Raw genomic sequence first — 17,821 nt, 5'->3', positions numbered from 1 at the left:
GGTGTGTGGCGTTGCACCTGTCGCCCACCCATCCGAGACACGAGAGGGCCACGAACCGTGAGCATGAAGAGCACCGACCGCACGTATGCCGTGAGCAAGACCGACGAGCAGTGGCGGGCCGAGCTCAGCCCCGCCGAGTACGACGTCCTGCGCCGCGCCGGCACCGAGCGACCCTTCGTCGGCGAGTACACCGACACGACCACCGAGGGCGTCTACGCCTGTCGCGCCTGTGGCGCGGAGCTGTTCACCTCGGACACCAAGTTCGAGAGCCACTGCGGCTGGCCGTCGTTCTACACCCCGCTCGCCGGTGACACGGTCGAGTACATCGAGGACAACACCCTCGGCATGAAGCGGGTCGAGGTCCGCTGCGCGAACTGCGGCAGCCACCTCGGGCACGTCTTCGAGGGCGAGGGCTACGACACCCCGACCGACCAGCGGTTCTGCATCAACTCGATCAGCCTGACGCTGCGCCCGAAGGCCGACGCCTGAGAGGCAGCGGCACCCACCGCTGACGGGTCCGGCCGGGCCCGTCAACCGGGCTCGTGACCCGAGTCAGAGCCGGACGATCGTGGCGGGGTCCTCCTCGCCGCCGTAGTACTGCGACAGGACCGCGCGGAACACCGCGCGGTCCTCGTCGTGCTCGGCTGCGTGCGCGAAGAGCGTCATCGACGAGCGCAGCTTCACGGCGTCGATCCCGCCCAGCACGGCCTGCGGGTCCGAGCCCCCCAGGTCGAGCAGGGCCTGCGCACAGTCCAGCAGCCGCGGGCCGAGGACGGGGTGCGCGAGGTAGGCCCGGGCCTCCTCGACGCCGGAGATCGCGTACTGGCGCGCCATCGGGCTCGACCCCAGTCCTGCGACCTGGGGAAAGACGAACCACATCCAGTGGCTGCGCTTGGAGCCGGCGCGCAGCTCGGCGAGAGCCGTGGAGTACGTCCCGCCCTCGTCCTGGGCGCTCACGAAGCGGTCGAGGTCAGGGGAAGGGGCGGAGGTCATGCGCCCATCGTGCCCATGCCGGCGCGGGGTCGCAGGGGTGGGCCCGGTTCAGGGGTGGGGGCGCCGGTGCGCGAACCGGGGGTCGGTCTCCCACCACGGGCGGTCGAGCAGGGGCTCGGCGACCGGCGTCTCGCGTCCTGCGGTCTCGGCCACCTCTGCCGTTCTCTCGGCCCGTTCGGCGTCCAGGCGGGCGTCGACGGCGGCTGCCTCCTTGGCGTCGGCGCGGACCCAGGCCAGGACCGTGGCCGCGAGCAGCGGCAGCCCGACCGCCTCGGCGATGCCGAACATGGCGCCCCCGCCGAGCCGTTGCTGCCACAGCGGGTCCGGCGCCGCGAGGTAGGCCGCCACCGGCGCCCCGAGGAGGGCGGGCGAGGCCATCACGACCACGCCGGGCACGGCGTCGAACAGGCCGTCGGCGAAGCCGATCAGCACCCGCACGCCGGCCGTGCACCACTCGGGCACCAGCTCGTCGGCGAGCAGCGGCAGGGTGAACAGGACCCCCGTGCCGAGCAGCACGGCATACGTCGCCTCGCGGAGCCAGCCGTCACGCAGGCTGTCGGCCAGCCACGGGGTGACGAACAGCAGCAGGTGCACCGCGGTCGCGACGACCGAGGCCAGCAGCGGGAACATCACCACGCGCGCCACGCGGCCGGACAGCACCCGGTCGAGCCGCTGCACTCCCCCGCCCAGCGCACGCCGCGCCACCCCCACCGGGTCACCCAGCGCGAGGCCGACCGGCGTGATCGCGGCGAGCACGGCCGACTGGGCCGCCGCGGCGACGAACGAATGCCCACGATCGGCGGCAAGGCCGCCGTCGGTCGCGAGGACCAGCGAGCCGACCCCGAGGCCCAGGAACGCCAGGGTGCGCAGCACGCCCACCCGGTGGCCGCGGGACCGGCCCGCGCGCAGGGCGATGGCGTAGCCCACGGCCAGCGCGACGGCGAGCGCCGTCCCGAACGGCGACACGACCCACCGCGTGAGCAGGTCGGCCACCGGGAACGACATCAGCGCAGCGACGCGACCAGGTCGGCCACCTCGACCCGGCGACCGGTGTGGAAGGGGATCTCCTCGCGGACGTGCATCCGAGCGCGGGAGGCCCGCAGCTCACGCATGAGGTCGACGATGCGGTGCAGCTCGTCGGCCTCGAACGCCAGCACCCACTCGTAGTCGTTCAGGGCGAACGAGGCGATGGTGTTGGCCCGGACGTCGGGGTACTCCCGCGCCATCTGCCCGTGCTCGCGCAGCATGTCGCGGCGCTCCTTGTCGTCGAGCAGGTACCACTCGTAGGACCGCACGAACGGGTAGACGCAGATCCACTCCTTGGGGTGCTCGTCGGCCAGGAACGCCGGGATGTGGCTCTTGTTGAACTCCGCCGGGCGGTGCAGCGCGGCCGCGGACCAGGTGCTCTCGAGCTGCCGCCCGAGCTCGGTGCGCAGCAGGGCGCGGTAGGCCGCCTGCAGGTCCTCCATGCGCTCGGCGTGCCACCACACCATGAAGTCGGCGTCGGCGCGCATGCCGCCCAGCTCGTACACGCCGCGGACGACCACGCCGGTCTCCTCGAGCGAGGCGAACAGCTCCTCGACCTCCTTGGCGACCACGTCGCGGTTCTCGCCCAGCGGTGCGGTCACCGAGAAGACGGACCACATGGCATACCGGATCGAGTCGTTGATCTCACGGATGCGGGACGGGGAGGGCTTGCTGCTCATGCAGCCATTGTCACCCCTGCTCGGCGCGGGTCCGCAGGTGGGTCAGGACCGCCTCGGCCGCCGCCCGACCGCTCGCCACGCACGCGGGGATGCCCACCCCGTCGTATGCCGCGCCGGCCACCTCCAGCCCCGGCAGGGACGCGACGCCCGCCCGGATGCGGGCGACGCGGTCGACGTGACCGACGGTGTACTGCGGCAGGGCCCCGCCCCACCGCTGGACGTGCGCGTCGACCAGCCGCGACAGCGGGTGCCCCAGCGCCTCGCTGACCTCGGCCACGGCCAGGGCCTCGAGCTCGTTGTCGGGCCGCTGCAGGTCGCTCGTCTCGCCGTACCTGCCGACGGAGGCGCGCAGGAAGACCAGGTCGTCGGCGGCCTGCGCCACCCACCCCCACTTCGAGGACGTGAACGTGCTCGCCTTGATGGTGCGGCCCTCGGTGGCCGGGACGAGGAAGCCCGAGCCGGGCAGGTGGCGCGCGGCGTCCTGCGCGTCGTCCACGCCGATGGCCAGCGTCACGATGGCCATCGAGGCGTAGGGGATGTCGCCGAGCTCGCGGGCAGCGGCCGGGGCGTGGGCCGTGAGCAGGCGGCTCGTGGCCACGGCCGGCGTGGCGAGCACGACGGCGTCGGCGACGAGGCGCTCGGGCGCCGTGCGCGGTCCCACGACGACCGTCCAGCCACCCCCCTCGGACTCCGGCCGCGGCGCCACCTCGCGGGCGATGGTCTCGCTGCGGACCTCCACGCCCTCGGCGCGCAGCTGCTCGGTGAGGACCTCGGCCAGGTGGCCGATCCCTCCCTCCAGCCCGGCGAAGACGGGGGTGGGCGCCGAGCCGGTCCCCGGGACCGGCGCCGAGCCCGATGAGGCGGAGGCGGTCACCGCCGCCTCGTTCGCCTCGGCCGCCCGCGCCGCGGCGGCCGCGGCCTCCTCCAGCAGCGAGCCACCGCGCCGGGCGGCCTCGAACACCTGGGGCAGGCACGCCCGCAGCGACAGCGACCGGGCCTGCCCGGCGTACACGCCGCCGAGGAGGGGCTCCACCAGCCGGTCCACCACGGCGTCACCGAGGCGGGCCGCGACGTAGTCGCCCACGGACACGTCGTCGAAGTCGCCACCGGTCCACGGCTGCTCGTCCGCGAGGCGGGCGACCTCGGCCGGGCTGAGGATGCCGGCAGCCGACGCAGGGGTCGACGGGATGCCCATGAGCGTGCCCTTCGGCATGGGCTGGAGCTCACCGCGCGACCAGATGGAGGCCGACGTCGTCGCGGGGTGGACCCGGTGGTCGGCCAGTCCGACCTCGTCCATCAGGGCCACCGCCTCGGGACGCCGGGCGAGCACCGACTCCGCCCCCACGTCCAGGGCGACCCCGGCGACCGGCTCGCGGCGCAGCTTGCCGCCCGGGCGGTCACTGGCGTCGAGGACGGTCACCGACACGGTGGCATCCGCACGCGTCAGGGCCCAGGCGCAGGCAAGCCCGGAGATCCCGCCACCGATGACGACGACTCGTGACCGAAGCATGTCCACATGCTGTCAAGACCGTGACTGTTCCGATACCGCGGGCTGGGAACGTCACGGTTCCAGCGCCAGTCGCACCGGTGTCAGCAGGTTCCGCCGCTCACCCGTAGGGGGTCGTCATGCCAGTCCCGACACACCGTCCCACCGTCCGCGTCACGGCCGCGCTCACTGCCGCCGTCGCCGTCCTCGTCCTCGCCGGGTGCGCGGGCGGGGGCAGCGACAGCTCCAGCGGCTCGGTCCGCTCCGACTCCGCCGGTGCCGCGAGCGGGGAGAGGTCCCTCGCCGACGGGTCCTCGGGCTCGTCCGGGTCCTCCGGCTCCCGCGCGGGCTCCCCCGCGCAGCCTTCGTCCGGCGTCAAGTCGTCGGGGGCGTCGGGCTCCGCGGCCCAGCAGGTCTCCCCCGCGAGCCTGCGGGCCGCGCAGCAGCAGCTCGCCCGTCGCGCGAGCGTCGCCCTGGAGGTGAAGAACATCTCCGCGGCGGTGGCACGGGTGCGCGCCACGGCGGCGGCCTCCGACGGGATCATCCTGTCCGAGAACATCGGCACGACCGACGGCACCGCACCGCTGGCCGAGCGCTCGAAGGTCAGCGCCACCACCTACGGCGAGATCACCATCTCCGTGCCGAGCGCCAGGCTCGACGCCGTCGTGGCCGACCTCGCCTCCGTCGGCACGGTCCTGCGCTCGACGACCGCCAGCGAGGACGTCGGCTCGCAGATCGTCGACACCCAGTCCCGCCTGGAGACGATGCGCGTCAGCGTGGCCCGGGTCCGGGCGTTCCTCGACCAGGCCAAGGGGCTGGACCAGGTGGTCGCCCTCGAGGCCGAGCTCACCCGACGCCAGTCCGACCTCGAGGCGCTCGAGGCCCAGCTCGCCTCGCTCAAGGACAGCGTCGCGATGTCCCCGGTCCAGGTCAGCCTCACCACCCAGCCCGAGGTCGTGCAGCCGAAGAAGGCCGACACCGGCTTCCTGGCGGGCCTGCGCGGCGGGTGGGACGCCTTCACCGGCTCGGCGACGGTGGCCCTCACCGTCGTGGGCGCGGTGCTGCCGTTCGCGGTGCTGCTGGCCCTCGTCGGCCTGCCGGTGCTCCTCTGGCTGCGCCGGCGCCGGCCGCTCGCAGCGCCGCCTGCCGCGCTGCCGCAGTGAGGACGCGGGTCAGCGCGCGCTGACCTCGTGGACGAGCTCGACGACGCGGGTCAGCACGTCGGGGTCGGTGTCGGGCAGGACGCCGTGGCCCAGGTTGAAGATGTGGCCCGGCGCCGCCCGGCCCTCCTCGACGATCTCGCGCACCTTGGCCTCGAGGGCCTCCCAGGGCGCGAAGAGGAGGGCGGGGTCGAGGTTGCCCTGCACGGCATACGCCCCACCGAGGCGGGCGATCGCGTCGGTGAGCGACACCCGGAAGTCGACTCCCACGACGTCGGCGCCGGCGGCGCCCATCGAGGCGAGCAGCTCGCCGGTGCCGACGCCGAAGTGGATGCGCGGTATGCCGCGTGCCTCCACCGCCGCGAGCGCCGCCGCGGAGTGGGGCTGGACGAACCGCTCGTAGTCGGCCCGGGGCAGCGCGCCGACCCAGGAATCGAACAGCTGGACCGCGGAGGCGCCGGCGGCGGCCTGCACGTCGAGGAACGCGCCGGAGATCTGGGCGAGCCGGGCGCACAGGTCGTGCCACAGCTGAGGGTCGCCGTACATGAGCGCCTTCGTGTGCTCGTGGTTCTTGCTCGGGCCGCCCTCGACGAGGTAGCTGGCCAGCGTGAACGGCGCCCCGGCGAACCCGATGAGGGGCGTCGCGCCCAGCTCGGCGGTGAGGAGCCGGACCGCCTCGGTGACGTACGGGACGTGGTCGGGCGTGAGCTCCGGCAGCCGGTCGAGGTCGGCCCGGGTGCGGACCGGCTTGGCGACCACCGGGCCGACGCCGGCGACGATGTCGAGGTCGACGCCGACCGCTGCGAGCGGGACGACGATGTCGGAGAAGAAGATCGCGGCGTCCACGCCGTGGCGCCGGACGGGCTGCAGGGTGATCTCGGTGACGAGGTCGGGGCGGCGGCAGGACTCGAGCATCCCGACGCCCTCGCGGACCTTGCGGTACTCCGGCAGCGAGCGCCCGGCCTGGCGCATGAACCACACAGGGGTGTGCGGCACGGGCTGGCGCCGGGCGGCCCGGACGAGGGCGGAGTCTGCTGGGGAGGTCACCCGGCAATCCTAGGTCGGCCGCGCGACTCCTCCGGACGCCCCGGCCCGCTCCCGGAGCTCCTGGGTCCCGAGCACCCGCAGCAGGGCAAGGGCCTCGGCCTCGGGCGTCCCCGGCGCCGCCGAGTAGACGACGAGCAGCTGGTCGGTGTCCGGGACGTGCAGCGTGTCGCACTCGAGGGTGAGCGGCCCGACCGCCGGGTGGAGGAGGGTCTTGCGGTGGCTGCGCCAGGCACCGGCGGCCGTGTCGTCCCACAGCGTCGCGAACTCCGGCGACCCCGTCCGCAGGTCGCGCAGGAGCCGCTGGAGGTCGGGGTCGCGCGGGTAGCGCGCTGCGGCCCGGCGCAGGTTGGCCACGCTCTGGCGCGCGATCGCGGCACGCTCCTCGGGCGTGCCGCCGACGGGTGTCATCCGCTCGCCGGCAGGGTCGTGCAGGAACCGCAGCCGGGCGAGGTTCCGCTGCTCGGGCGGCAGGCTGGACCAGTCCCCCTGCAGCGCCTCCGACATGGCGTTCCAGGCGAGCACGTCGCCCTTGGCGCTCTGGACGAACGCGGGCAGGTCGACGAACCGGTCGATGAGCCGCAGGACCGAGGGACGCACGTGCACGTCTACCGTGCCCTCCTCCGGCGGTGGGCTCCCGGCCAGCCGGAACAGCTCGTCCCGGGCGTCGACGTCCAGGCGCAGGGCTCGCGCCAGCGCGCCGAGCACCTGGGTGGACGGCTGGGGTCCGCGGCCCTGCTCCAGCCGGACGACGTAGTCGACGCTGATCCCGGCCAGCAGCGCGAGCTCCTCGCGGCGCAGGCCCGGCACCCGGCGCCGCGACCCGGCCGCGAGGCCGACGTCCTCCGGGCGCACGGCCTCACGGGCACGGCGCAGGACGGCAGCGAGGCGGGGGCGGTCGGGTGGCACGCACCCAGCATCCCCCGCCGCCCGCGGGCGTGGGTAGGACTGCCGCTCCCACGACGAGCCGTCCCTTCCGGCGGGTCCGCGGCAGCCGCACGGTGGTGCCATGACAACGACCACCAACACCGCTCCCGACGCCCCCACGGGCGGCACCCCCACCACCGTCCTGGTCACCGGCGCGAACAAGGGCCTGGGCCTGGAGACCTCCCACCGGCTGGCCGAGCTGGGCTGGACCGTGTGGATGGCAGCCCGGGACCGCGAGCGCGGAGAGACGGCCGCGCGCGAGGTCTCCGCCGCCCACCCCGGCGCCGACGTGCGGTTCGTCGAGCTCGACGTGACCGACGACGACTCCGTCGCGAAGGCGTACGAGGTCGTCTCCGGCTCCGGCACGGGGCTCGACGTCCTCGTCAACAACGCCGGGGTCATCGGTGGCGGACGCCCCACCCTGGAGACGACGCCGGCGGACGTCCTGCCGGTCCTCGACGTCAACCTGCTCGGGCCGGTGCGGGTGACGCACGCCTTCCTGCCGCTGCTCACCGCGTCGCGGCGGCCGAGGCTGGTGATGGTGTCCAGCGGGCTCGGCTCGATCCAGCTGGTCAACGACCCCTCACGGACCGAGTCGAGGGTGCCGGGGCTCGCATACCAGTCGTCCAAGGCCGCCCTCAACATGGTGACGACGCTCTACGCCAAGGCCCTGCCGGACGTGCGGGTCTGCGCGGTCGACCCCGGCTACACCGCGACCGACCTCAACGGCCGCTCCGGCCCCCAGACGGTCCGCGAGGGCACGGACGCGATCGTCACCGCCGCGGCCGCCGACGTGGTGCCCGGGCAGCACTTCGACCGGTACGGCGTCAGCCCCGCGTGAGGCCCCCGCCCCCCGTGGACAGCGTCCGCGGGGCGTCGCGGTCGTCGCTCAGAAGGCGATGACCGCGGCGCCGACGAGGGACAGGACGGCGCCGACCCGCTGGATGGCGCGCAGCCGCTCCTTGAGCACCACCCGGGCCAGCAGGATCGTGACGACCGGGTACAGCGACCCCAGGACGCTCGCGATGCTGACCTGCCCACGGCTGCTCGCGAGGCCGAACAGGATGTTGGCGAGCATGTCCCCGCAGCCGATGACCAGCAGCGCGGGCAGCTCGCGGGCGACGACGCCTCCCACCGACCGCGCGACGAGCGCCACGACGGTGAACACGACGACGGAGGTGGCGCGCATCCCCCACAGCGTCATCAGGGTCGAGGTCCGCGCCCCGCGGTCGATGCAGAACAGCGCCAGCCCGAACCCGACGGCCGCGACCCCCGCCAGCACGACCGGCCGCGGCGACACCTCACCGCTGAGCTCCGGCCCCGAGGCCAGGGTGACGCCGATGACCGCGACGAGGATGCCCACCCAGGTCCACGGGCCGGGCTCGTCGCCGGTGGCCACACCGAGCAGCACCGGCACCGCCACCCCGAGCGCGGCGATCGGGGCGACCACGCCCATCGTCCCGGTCGACAGCGCCGTGTAGAAGCAGAGCAGCCCGGTGAGCCCGGACAGGCCCGCGGCCACGGACCACAGCGGCCAGCCGTGCCACGGCACGTGCCCGAGCTGGGTGAGGACCACGACCGAGATGACGAGGAACGCCAGCGCCTGGGTCCAGCCGACCACCGCGACGGCCGGGCGCCGGCGCGAGAACAACCCGGCGAAGAAGTCCGACGTCCCCCACACGGCGCTCGACGCGAGGGCGAGCAGGGAGACCATGGGCGCACGCTACCGACCCTCCGTCGGCCCGGTCGCAGGGTGTCCGCGCGGAGCCCCTGGACCGCCCGACACCCCGTGCGGCGCGGCGTTGCCTGTGATAGGCGACCCCTCGGCATACGCTCTGACGGTGGGCAGCCGAACGGTCCCCGGAGACCACTCACCCGAGTTCGCGCAGGCGTTGGCCGATCTGCGTGGAGCGCGCCTGCGCCCCGAGATCCGGCTCACCGAGGTGCCCGCACCGCAGCGCATCGCCCCGTATGCCGTGGCCCTCACCGCCGAGGTGGTGGGCGCGGCCGCGGACGAGGACGAGCTCGCCTCGGGACGGTTCGTCCTGCTGCACGACCCCTCCGTCCCCGAGCCGTGGGACGGCGCCTGGCGTGCGGTGACCTTCGCCCGGGCCGAGCTCGAGCCGGAGCTGGCCACCGACCCGATGCTCGGTGCCGTCGGCTGGTCGTGGCTGGTGGACGCGCTCGACAGCCACCACGTCGGCTACACCGCCGAGGCCGGCACGGTCACCCGCGTCGTGTCCGAGAGCTTCGCCGGGCTGTCCGACCGGCCCGCCAGTGTCGAGATGGAGGTGCGCGCCTCGTGGACGCCGGTCACCGGCAACGTGGGCGCCCACCTGCTCGCGTGGTCGGACCTGCTGTGCACCATCGCCGGCCTGCCTCCCCTGCCCGAGGGCGTCATCGCCCTCCCGGGCCCACGCCGCTGAGGGACCCAGCCGGTAGGTTGGGCCGGTGACCGACACCGACGCCGCGCGTGACGCCGAGCTGGATCCGGCGCCCGACGCCACCCCGGCGGTCGACCTCGTCCCCCTCGACATGCCCGCCGAAGGTGTGCCGCCGGTCGTGGAGACCGAGCGCGCGCTCATGGAGGCCGCGCGCGCCATCCGGGCCGGCGAGGGGCCGGTCGCGCTCGACGCCGAGCGCGCCAGCGGCTACCGCTACGGTCAGCGCGCCTACCTCGTGCAGCTGCGCCGCGAGGGCGCCGGCACCTGGCTGATCGACCCCATCGCGTGCCCCGACCTGTCGCCGGTCGACGAGGCCATCGGCAACGCCGAGTGGATCCTGCACGCCGCGACCCAGGACCTCGCCTGCCTCGCCGAGGTGGGCCTGCGACCGCGGCAGCTCTTCGACACCGAGCTCGCCGGCAGGCTGCTCGGCCTGCCGCGCGTCGGCCTGGCCGCCGTCGTCGAGCACTACCTCGGGCTGTCGCTCGCCAAGGAGCACTCGGCCGTCGACTGGTCGACCCGCCCGCTGCCCGAGCCGTGGCTGCGCTACGCCGCGCTCGACGTCGAGGTCCTCGTCGACCTGCGCAACCTCATGGGCGTCGACCTCGCCCGCCAGGGCAAGGACGGCTGGGCCCGCGAGGAGTTCGAGGCGCTGCTCGGCTTCACCGGCCCCGCCCCGCGCATCGACCCGTGGCGCCGCACGTCCGGGATGCACAAGGTGCGGCACCGGCGCACGGCGGCGATGGTCCGCGAGCTGTGGGAGGCGCGCGACGCCATCGCCCGCGACCGCGACGTGTCCCCGGGCCGCGTGCTGCCCGACGCCGCGATCGTCGACATCGCCATGGCGGCCCCCTCCAGCCCCGACCAGCTCCCCGGCGGCCACCGTGCGGTGCGCCGGTACCAGCGCCAGTGGCTCGAGGCCGTCGCCCGTGCGGGGCAGATCCCGGAGGACAAGCTGCCGCCGATGACCCTGCGCTCCGACGGGCCGCCCCCGGCGCGCGCGTGGGCCGAGCGCGACCCAGTCGCGGCCGCCCGACTGTCCCAGGTGCGGGCAGACCTCACCGCGTACGCGGCCGAGCGCAACGTCCCCGTCGAGAACGTCCTGTCCCCCGACCCGCTGCGCCGCGTCATCTGGACCCCGCCGGCCGACCGCAGCGCGGACGGCTTCGCCGAGGCGCTCGCCCGGCTGGGCGCCCGCCGGTGGCAGACCGACATCGTGGCGCCGATGGTCGCCCGTGCCTTCACCGACCACCCGGACGCCGACGCAGGCTGACCCGCGACGGCTCGCCCTCCCCGGGCTCGAGGGGTCAGGACATGCCGACGACGGCGGCCGACCCTCGGCGTGTCCCGACTCCTCGACCGGGAGCCGGGTGACGGCCCTCACCTCCGGGGTGCCGTGACCGACGGGTTACCCGCGGGTAGCATCGAGCGGTACGCACCGGCATACCGGTGTCACCCGCACCTTCCAAGGGAGGCCACTCGTGCCCCGCACTCTGCGTGAGGTCGTGTTCGTCGACGGCGTCCGGACGCCGTTCGGCAAGGCCGGGGAGAAGGGCATCTACGCCCAGACCCGCGCCGACGACCTCGTCATCAAATGCATCCGTGAGCTCATCCGCCGCCACCCCGAGCTGCCGCCGGAGCGGGTGGAGGAGGTCGCGATCGCCGCGACGACCCAGATCGGCGACCAGGGCCTGACCCTCGGCCGCATCGCCGCGCTCCTGTCCGGCCTGCCGAAGACCACCCCCGGCTACTCGATCGACCGCATGTGCGCGGGCGCGATGACCGCCGTGACCACCACCGCGAGCTCGATCGCGTTCGGCGCCATCGACGTCGCGATCGCCGGTGGGGTCGAGCACATGGGGCGGCACCCCATGGGTGAGGGCGTCGACCCCAACCCGCGGATCGTCGCCGAGAAGCTCGTCGACCCCTCCGCACTCGTCATGGGCTCCACCGCCGAGAACCTGCACGATCGCTTCCCGCAGCTCACCAAGGAGCGCAGCGACGCGTATGCCGTGGCCTCCCAGGACAAGCTGGCGAAGGCCTACGCCAACAACCAGGTGCAGCCCGACCTCGTGCCGGTCGCGACCCGCCACGAGGAGCTCGGCTGGGGCCTGGCCACGCAGGACGAGCCGCCGCGCCCCGGCACCACGGTGGAGGACCTGGCCCAGCTGAAGACGCCCTTCCGCCCGCACGGCAACGTCACCGCCGGCAACTCCGCCGGGCTCAACGACGGCGCCACCGCCTGCATCCTCGCCTCCGCCGAGGCCGCCGAGGAGCTCGGCCTGCCCGTGCGGATGCGGCTCGTGGACTTCGCGTTCGTCGGTGTCGAGCCCGAGGTCATGGGCATCGGCCCGGTGCCCGCCGCCGAGAAGGCGCTGGGCAAGGCCGGCCTGTCGATCGACGACATCGGCCTGTTCGAGCTCAACGAGGCGTTCGCCGTGCAGGTGCTCGCGTTCCTCGACCACTTCGGCATCGCCGACGACGACGAGCGCGTCAACCAGTACGGCGGCGCCATCGCCACCGGCCACCCCCTCGCCTCCTCCGGCGTGCGGCTGATGACCCAGCTCGCGCGCCAGTTCGAGGAGCACCCCGAGGTGCGCTACGGCATGACCGCCATGTGCATCGGCATCGGCATGGGCGGCGCGGTCATCTGGGAGAACCCCAACCACGCCGACTACGGCAAGGAGGACGCAGCGTGAGCACGGACACCCAGCAGCAGGCCCCGGCGGACAAGGCCGCCCAGGGCTTCGAGGAGGTCGTGACCCACACCCCGGTCCGCGACATCACCCTCCCCGGTGGGGCGGGCACCCTGGCGCTCGTCACCCTCGACAACGGGTTCGACCACTCCAAGCCGAACACGTTCGGACCGAAGACGATCGAGGGCCTCGTCGCCACGGTGGCACAGCTGCGGCGCCGGGCCGACGCCGGAGAGATCCAAGCGGTCGGCATCACCGGCAAGCCGTTCATCTTCGCGGTCGGCGCCGACCTCAAGGCGGTGGGCCTGGCCCGCACCCGTGAGGACGCGCTCGGGGTCGCCCGGGCCGGCCACGCGGCATTCGCCGGCATCATGGACCTGCCCGTCCCGACGTTCGCGTTCGTCAACGGCGCGGCGATGGGTGGCGGCGTGGAGATCGCGCTGTCCGCCGACTACCGCACCATCTCCTCCGGCGTCCCCGCGTTGGCGCTGCCCGAGACGTTCCTCGGCCTCGTCCCGGGCTGGGGCGGCTGCTGGCTGCTGCCGAACCTCGTCGGCCCCGCCAACGCGCTCAAGGTCATCATCGACAACCCGATGAACATGAACCGCATGCTCAAGGGCCCGCAGGCCTTCGAGCTCGGCATCGCCGACGCCATGTTCGAGCCTGCCGACTTCCTCGAGGAGTCGCTGCTCTGGGCGGCCAAGGTCGTCTCGGGTGAGACGACCGTCGAGCGCCCCGAGGTCAGCCGTGACGAGGCCGAGTGGGCCGCCGCCCTCAAGGCCGCCAGGGGCGTCGTCGACCTCAAGACCGGTGGCAAGTCCCCCGCCCCGTACCGCGCCCTCGAGCTCGTCGAGGCGGCCCGCACCGCCACCCGCGACGAGGGCTTCGCCGCCGAGGACGAGGCGCTCGCCGACCTCGTCATGGGCGACGAGCTGCGCGCCGGGCTCTACTCGTTCGACCTCGTGCAGCGCCGCGCCAAGCGGCCTGCCGGGGCGCCGGACAAGTCGCTGGCCCGCAAGGTCACCAAGGTCGGCATCGTCGGGGCGGGCCTCATGGCCAGCCAGCTCGCGCTGCTGTTCGCCAAGAACCTCGAGGTGCCGGTCGTCATGACCGACCTGGACGAGGAGCGCGTCGCCAAGGGCGTCGGCTACGTCCACGGCGAGGTCGACAAGCTGCTCGCCAAGGGGCGCCTCGGCAACGACAAGGCGAACCGGCTCAAGGGCCTGGTCACCGGGTCGACCTCCAAGGACGGCTTCGCCGATGCCGACTTCGTGCTCGAGGCCGTCTTCGAGGAGATGTCCGTCAAGAAGCAGGTCTGGGCCGAGGTCGAGGCCATCGTCGGCGAGGAGTGCGTCCTCGCGACCAACACCTCCTCGCTGTCGATCACCGAGATGGCCTCGGAGCTGGAGCACCCCGAGCGGGTCGTGGGCTTCCACTTCTTCAACCCGGTCGCAGTCATGCCGCTGCTCGAGATCATCAAGGGCGAGCAGACCGACGACGCCACCCTGGCCACGGCGTTCGCCACCGGCAAGGGCCTGAAGAAGACGACGATCCTGGTCAAGGACTCCCCCAGCTTCATCGTCAACCGGCTGCTCGGCCGCTTCATGGGCGAGGTCGCGCGGGTCGTCGACGAGGGCACGCCGATCGAGGTGGCGGACCGCGCGTTCGCCGGCCTCGCGCCGATGCCGCCGTTCATCCTGCTCGGCCTCGTCGGCCCTGCGATCGCGTTGCACAACAACGAGACCCTGGCCAAGGCGTTCCCCGACCGGTTCTACGTGTCGGAGAACCTGCGCAAGGTCGTCGCCGCGAAGAAGCCCGCGATCTACACCTGGCCCGAGGGCAAGCCGGTCGTCGACCCCGAGGTCGAGGCGCTGTTCGACAAGCCCGCCGACCCGGTGGTCCTCACCACCGAGGAGGTCCGCGAGCGCGTCCTGGGCGTCCTGGCCGACGAGGCCCGCCGGATGCTCGACGAGGGCGTCGCGCAGGCCCCGATGGACCTCGACCTGGCGATGATCACCGGCGCCGGGTTCCAGTTCTGGAACGGCGGGCTCACGCCGCTGCTCGACCGCGAGGGCGTGTCGGAGAAGGTCACCGGCAAGCGCTTCCTGCCGCCGGGCGTGGCCAGCGTCCCCGCCTGAGCGCGCACGTCACCGGAGGGGTGGCGCACGACACCGGTCGTGCGCCACCCCCTTCGTCGTCCCCGGGCGACCGTCCAGCGGCACCGCGGGCCCGCGGGGCGCGGTGCTCAGTCGAGCAGCTGCGCCACCAGGGTCCGGCGCACGAAGTCGGCGTACTCCTCCAGCGACCATCCCTGCTGCAGCACCAGGGTCTCGTACAAGCCGGCACCGGTGATCGCGAAGAGCACGTCACGTGCCCTGCGGGTGGAGAGGCCGGGTCGCAGGAAGCGCCGGATCGCCCTGGCGTTGTGGGCCATCCGACGCAGACGCGCGGCTTCGAGCTCCTCGTGGAGGGCGGCCACCGCGGGGTCGCTCGCAGCCGCTGCACGGACGAGCAGCTGCACCGGCGCAGCGCGGGGTGCAACCTCGGCGCTGAGCCGGGCCCACGCGTCGAGCACCACGAGTGGGTCGGTCGCCGTGCTGGACACGGCGTCCGAGCGGCGCTCCGCCGGCTCGGGTCCGGCGCCCTCGAGGGCCTGCAGCCACAGCGCCCGGACCAGACCCGGCTTGCCACCGAACTGCTTGTAGACCGTCTCCGCGGACACCCCGGCGTCGGCGGCGACGTCGGCCACCGTGGTGGCGGCATACCCCTGTGCGGCGAACCTCGCCGCCGCGGCGTCGACGACGGCCCGGCGCCGCTGGGCAGCCGCGGCACGGCGACCCGACGAGTCGTAGGGGCGCCGCCTCTTGACGCCTGCTTCGGGCAAGGAGCACCATCCCTTGTATTGGTTGCGAATGACTGTAACCAATTAGGGATCGAGGCACCATGGACACGTCACACGCCACGCCCGCCAGCACCCTCGACAGGCTCTTCGCAGCGACCAACGCGCACGAACTGGAGGCCCTGGTCGCCTGCTTCGCCCCGGACTACGTCAACGAGACACCCGCCCACCCCGACCGCGGCTTCCGGGGGCCGCACCAGGTGCGCACCAACTGGACCCAGCTCTTCGCGGGCCTGCCCGACATGCGGCTCACGGTCCGGGCCCAGGTCGCCCAGGGGGACGACGTCTGGTCGGAGGTCGAGATGTCGGGCACCCGGGGCGACGGCAGCAGGCACCTGGCCCGCGGCGTGCTGGTCTTCACCGTCGCCGACGGGCTGGTGCGGCGGCTCCGCTTCTACGTCGAACCGGTCGACGAGAGCGGCTCGACGGCGGACGACGCCGTGGCCCAGGCGGTCTCGGGCGGCGCGCCGTGATCACCGTGGTCGGCGGGACCGGCCACCTGGGGCGCGAGGTGGTGCGGCGCCTGCTCGCGGACGGCAACGCGGTGCGGGTGTATGCCAAGGGGGCCGCCTCCGCCACCGACCTCGCCGAGGCCGGAGCCGAGCTCGTGCCGGGCGACATCCGCGACGCGGCGGCCGTCGCGCGGGCCGTCGAGGGGTCCGCCGTGACCGTGTGTGCGGCCCAGGGCTTGGCGGGCACCGGCAAGCCCTCGCCCGCAACGGTCGACCGCGACGGCAACCGCAACGTCGTGGACGCCGCCGCCCGTTCCGGAGCGGCCGTCGTGCTCGTGTCCGTCGTCGGCGCCGGGCCGGACCACCCGGTCGAGCTGCACCGCATGAAGGGCGAGGCAGAGGCGTACCTCAGGGGCAGCGGGGTGCCGTGGACCATCGTGCGCGGCACCGCGTTCGTGGAGACCTGGTGCGACGTGCTGCGGTCGAGCGCGAACCGGGCGGGGCGCGTGCAGGTGTTCGGACGCGGTCGCAACCCGGTGAACTTCGTGTCGGTCCGAGACATTGGGCAGGCCGTGGTCCGCGCCGCGGTCGACCCGACGCTGCGGGAGCAGGTCATCGAGGTCGGCGGCCCCGGGCAGCTGACCCTCGACGAGCTCGCCCGCCTCGTCGCCCCCGGGACGGAGCCGCGCCACGTGCCACGGACGGCGCTGCGCCTGATGCGGGTCCTGGCGCGCCCGGTGCAGCCGCAGCTCGCCCGCCTCGCGGAGGCCGCGCTCGCGATGGACACGATGGACACGACCTTCGACCCCGCACCCGCCCACGCGGCATACCCCTGGCTGCCCTCGACGCGCGTGGAGGCCGCGCTCTCCTGACGGGGCCGGGCACGTGGCGGCACTCAGGGTCGGGCATCCCACTCGTCCCTCCGGCCGGACCTCGCCGATCCGGGGACACGGGCGGGCCCGACCTGCCACAGTCCCAGCGTGCCCAGTCCCCACCGAGCGGTCCTCGCCGCGGTCGTCGCCGTCGTGGTCGGCGCGTCGACCTCAGCGTGCCTGCGCACGTCCCCCGTGAGCGCGGCCTCTGCCGGTGCCAGCGCGACGACCACCACCCCGGGCGGCCCCACTTCGCCGGGCGGCGCCACTTCGCCGGGCGGCGCCACGGGGGCGGCACCGGGACCCCGCGAGTGGTCCGACTTCCAGGTACAGGCAGCCGCCTGGTCCAGCTGGGCGCCCGTGGTGCGCAACGTGCGGCCGGCCACCGAGGGCGACGTCGACACCGTGGCGAGCCGCGCTCGCGCGGTGCTGGGTCGTGAGTTCACCGCCACGGCCGGGGCCCCCTTCGGGGAGTACACGCTCACCCGCGGACGGCTCCGCTCGCACGTCCGGTTCGGGCCGCAGGAACGGCCCGTCCTGGACGTGTATGCCGACCAGGCGGCCCTGGCGGACCCTGACCCGCAACGCCTCATGGCCGTGCCCCTCACGGTCTGCCCGCACGCGGAGCGCTCCTGCTTCACGCTCACCGGCAAGGACTCCCCCGGCGACAGGCCCCACCTCTTCGACGTCCTGACCGACTCCCTCGTCTACCTGGCCGCGGGCGCCATGACCGCGCAGGCGCAGGGACCGGCATTCCTCGACGCCGTCCGCGGCCAGGGGGTGGCCCTCGCGACGGCGACCGTGGAGTCGCCGCTCGGCGCGGTGGACTGCGTCGTCGTGGCGCAGTCGGCTCCCGACCTCGACGCCCTTGAGGGGACCCAGATCAAGCCGGGGAACAGCACGGCCGGCCACGCGGAGCTGTGCATCGACCGGCGTGGACTGGTCGTCCTGGCCCCCGGCCAGCTCCTGTCGCCGGTGACGCCGTGGACGTCCCTGCGGACCAGCACCTCCCACGGGCAGGACGCCTACCCCTTCCCGGTCCGGCCGTACCCCTCCTGACCCGTCGCGGGCGCCCGTCACCGTCCTGCGCCCGCGACTCCTCCCGTCATCGCGGCCCGCCACACAGGACCGCGCAGAACTGT

Annotated in this window: 18 protein-coding genes; 10 read left to right on the top strand and 8 right to left on the bottom strand. The window is 74.1% G+C overall.

Annotated elements, in window-relative coordinates; translation table 11 throughout:
• Window positions 1-63: 63 nt before the first annotated feature.
• Window positions 64-489, top strand: a complete 426-nt coding sequence (gene msrB / locus J2X64_RS15245) for a peptide-methionine (R)-S-oxide reductase MsrB (RefSeq protein WP_310156382.1) — start codon at window positions 64-66, stop codon at window positions 487-489.
• A gap of 63 nt (window positions 490-552) precedes the next feature.
• Here msrB and J2X64_RS15240 read toward each other — a convergent pair whose 3' ends face one another.
• Genes J2X64_RS15240 through hemG form a run of 4 tightly spaced genes read right to left on the bottom strand, consistent with a single transcriptional unit; the run spans window position 553 to window position 4,209 of the window.
• Entirely contained in the window at window positions 553-993 is a 441-nt protein-coding gene (locus J2X64_RS15240) for a DUF1810 domain-containing protein (protein ID WP_310156379.1), read from the bottom strand.
• Between the two features lie 48 nt (window positions 994-1,041).
• A complete protein-coding gene (locus tag J2X64_RS15235; protein ID WP_310156376.1) occupies window positions 1,042-1,998 on the bottom strand; it encodes a cytochrome c oxidase assembly protein in 957 nt (318 codons plus the stop codon).
• Complete coding sequence (hemQ, locus tag J2X64_RS15230) at window positions 1,998-2,699, bottom strand: hydrogen peroxide-dependent heme synthase (RefSeq protein ID WP_310156373.1); 702 nt, start codon at window positions 2,697-2,699, stop codon at window positions 1,998-2,000. The genes J2X64_RS15235 and hemQ overlap by 1 nt, the downstream gene beginning before the upstream one ends.
• Before the next feature lie 10 nt (window positions 2,700-2,709).
• Window positions 2,710-4,209 carry a protoporphyrinogen oxidase gene (hemG, locus tag J2X64_RS15225; RefSeq protein ID WP_310156370.1) on the bottom strand — a complete coding sequence of 500 codons (1,500 nt, stop codon included), beginning with the start codon at window positions 4,207-4,209 and terminating at the stop codon, window positions 2,710-2,712.
• A gap of 116 nt (window positions 4,210-4,325) precedes the next feature.
• On the opposite strand from hemG, the gene J2X64_RS15220 reads away from it, so the two are divergent.
• Window positions 4,326-5,348 (top strand): DUF4349 domain-containing protein, encoded by a 1,023-nt coding sequence (locus J2X64_RS15220; RefSeq protein ID WP_310156368.1) that lies wholly within the window; start codon window positions 4,326-4,328, stop codon window positions 5,346-5,348.
• 9 nt (window positions 5,349-5,357) lie between these two features.
• On the opposite strand, the gene hemE is transcribed toward J2X64_RS15220, so the two are convergent.
• Window positions 5,358-6,392, bottom strand: a complete 1,035-nt coding sequence (hemE, locus tag J2X64_RS15215) for a uroporphyrinogen decarboxylase (RefSeq protein WP_310156364.1) — start codon at window positions 6,390-6,392, stop codon at window positions 5,358-5,360.
• A gap of 9 nt (window positions 6,393-6,401) precedes the next feature.
• Entirely contained in the window at window positions 6,402-7,298 is an 897-nt protein-coding gene (locus J2X64_RS15210) for a helix-turn-helix transcriptional regulator (RefSeq protein ID WP_310156361.1), read from the bottom strand.
• A gap of 100 nt (window positions 7,299-7,398) precedes the next feature.
• Here J2X64_RS15210 and J2X64_RS15205 point away from each other — a divergent pair, with 100 nt between their 5' ends.
• A complete protein-coding gene (locus J2X64_RS15205; protein ID WP_310156358.1) occupies window positions 7,399-8,157 on the top strand; it encodes an SDR family NAD(P)-dependent oxidoreductase in 759 nt (252 codons plus the stop codon).
• A 48-nt stretch (window positions 8,158-8,205) separates the two neighbouring features.
• Here J2X64_RS15205 and J2X64_RS15200 read toward each other — a convergent pair whose 3' ends face one another.
• A complete protein-coding gene (locus J2X64_RS15200; RefSeq protein ID WP_310156355.1) occupies window positions 8,206-9,030 on the bottom strand; it encodes a DMT family transporter in 825 nt (274 codons plus the stop codon).
• 127 nt (window positions 9,031-9,157) lie between these two features.
• On the opposite strand from J2X64_RS15200, the gene J2X64_RS15195 reads away from it, so the two are divergent.
• The 4 genes from J2X64_RS15195 (at window position 9,158) to J2X64_RS15180 (ending at window position 14,594) form a co-directional block, all read left to right on the top strand.
• Complete coding sequence (locus tag J2X64_RS15195; RefSeq protein WP_310156352.1) at window positions 9,158-9,742, top strand: DUF3000 domain-containing protein; 585 nt, start codon at window positions 9,158-9,160, stop codon at window positions 9,740-9,742.
• 25 nt (window positions 9,743-9,767) lie between these two features.
• Complete coding sequence (locus J2X64_RS15190; RefSeq protein WP_397444070.1) at window positions 9,768-11,033, top strand: HRDC domain-containing protein; 1,266 nt, start codon at window positions 9,768-9,770, stop codon at window positions 11,031-11,033.
• 208 nt (window positions 11,034-11,241) lie between these two features.
• Window positions 11,242-12,459, top strand: a complete 1,218-nt coding sequence (locus tag J2X64_RS15185) for a thiolase family protein (RefSeq protein ID WP_310156349.1) — start codon at window positions 11,242-11,244, stop codon at window positions 12,457-12,459.
• A complete protein-coding gene (locus J2X64_RS15180) occupies window positions 12,456-14,594 on the top strand; it encodes a 3-hydroxyacyl-CoA dehydrogenase NAD-binding domain-containing protein (RefSeq protein ID WP_310156346.1) in 2,139 nt (712 codons plus the stop codon). Before J2X64_RS15185 ends, J2X64_RS15180 begins: the two co-directional genes overlap by 4 nt.
• Window positions 14,595-14,701: 107 nt before the next feature.
• Here the strand turns inward: J2X64_RS15180 and J2X64_RS15175 are convergent, their stop codons facing one another.
• Window positions 14,702-15,340 carry a TetR family transcriptional regulator gene (locus tag J2X64_RS15175; protein ID WP_310156343.1) on the bottom strand — a complete coding sequence of 213 codons (639 nt, stop codon included), beginning with the start codon at window positions 15,338-15,340 and terminating at the stop codon, window positions 14,702-14,704.
• A 59-nt stretch (window positions 15,341-15,399) separates the two neighbouring features.
• On the opposite strand from J2X64_RS15175, the gene J2X64_RS15170 reads away from it, so the two are divergent.
• The 3 genes from J2X64_RS15170 to J2X64_RS15160 all read left to right on the top strand — a co-directional run bounded on the left by J2X64_RS15170 (window position 15,400) and on the right by J2X64_RS15160 (window position 17,738).
• On the top strand, window positions 15,400-15,828 hold the full coding sequence (locus J2X64_RS15170) for a nuclear transport factor 2 family protein (protein ID WP_310156340.1): 429 nt from the start codon (window positions 15,400-15,402) through the stop codon (window positions 15,826-15,828).
• Window positions 15,825-16,679, top strand: coding sequence for an NAD(P)H-binding protein (locus J2X64_RS15165; protein WP_310156337.1), 855 nt, complete (start codon window positions 15,825-15,827; stop codon window positions 16,677-16,679). The genes J2X64_RS15170 and J2X64_RS15165 overlap by 4 nt, the downstream gene beginning before the upstream one ends.
• A gap of 108 nt (window positions 16,680-16,787) precedes the next feature.
• Window positions 16,788-17,738, top strand: coding sequence for a hypothetical protein (locus J2X64_RS15160; RefSeq protein WP_310156334.1), 951 nt, complete (start codon window positions 16,788-16,790; stop codon window positions 17,736-17,738).
• Window positions 17,739-17,821 lie beyond the last annotated feature (83 nt).

It is taken from the genome of Phycicoccus sp. 3266, assembly GCF_031456495.1.
Classification (GTDB): Bacteria; Actinomycetota; Actinomycetes; order Actinomycetales; family Dermatophilaceae; genus Pedococcus.
This window is presented reverse-complemented; position numbering and strand designations above follow the sequence as displayed.

What these genes read in the sequence shown, in the direction of transcription:
- msrB (WP_310156382.1), top strand. Translation starts at nt 64, where the DNA reads ATGAAGAGCACCGACCGCACGTATGCCGTGAGCAAGACCGACGAGCAG.
- J2X64_RS15240 (WP_310156379.1), bottom strand. Translation starts at nt 993, where the DNA reads ATGACCTCCGCCCCTTCCCCTGACCTCGACCGCTTCGTGAGCGCCCAG.
- J2X64_RS15235 (WP_310156376.1), bottom strand. Translation starts at nt 1,998, where the DNA reads ATGTCGTTCCCGGTGGCCGACCTGCTCACGCGGTGGGTCGTGTCGCCG.
- hemQ (WP_310156373.1), bottom strand. Translation starts at nt 2,699, where the DNA reads ATGAGCAGCAAGCCCTCCCCGTCCCGCATCCGTGAGATCAACGACTCG.
- hemG (WP_310156370.1), bottom strand. Translation starts at nt 4,209, where the DNA reads ATGCTTCGGTCACGAGTCGTCGTCATCGGTGGCGGGATCTCCGGGCTT.
- J2X64_RS15220 (WP_310156368.1), top strand. Translation starts at nt 4,326, where the DNA reads ATGCCAGTCCCGACACACCGTCCCACCGTCCGCGTCACGGCCGCGCTC.
- J2X64_RS15205 (WP_310156358.1), top strand. Translation starts at nt 7,399, where the DNA reads ATGACAACGACCACCAACACCGCTCCCGACGCCCCCACGGGCGGCACC.
- J2X64_RS15200 (WP_310156355.1), bottom strand. Translation starts at nt 9,030, where the DNA reads ATGGTCTCCCTGCTCGCCCTCGCGTCGAGCGCCGTGTGGGGGACGTCG.
- J2X64_RS15170 (WP_310156340.1), top strand. Translation starts at nt 15,400, where the DNA reads ATGGACACGTCACACGCCACGCCCGCCAGCACCCTCGACAGGCTCTTC.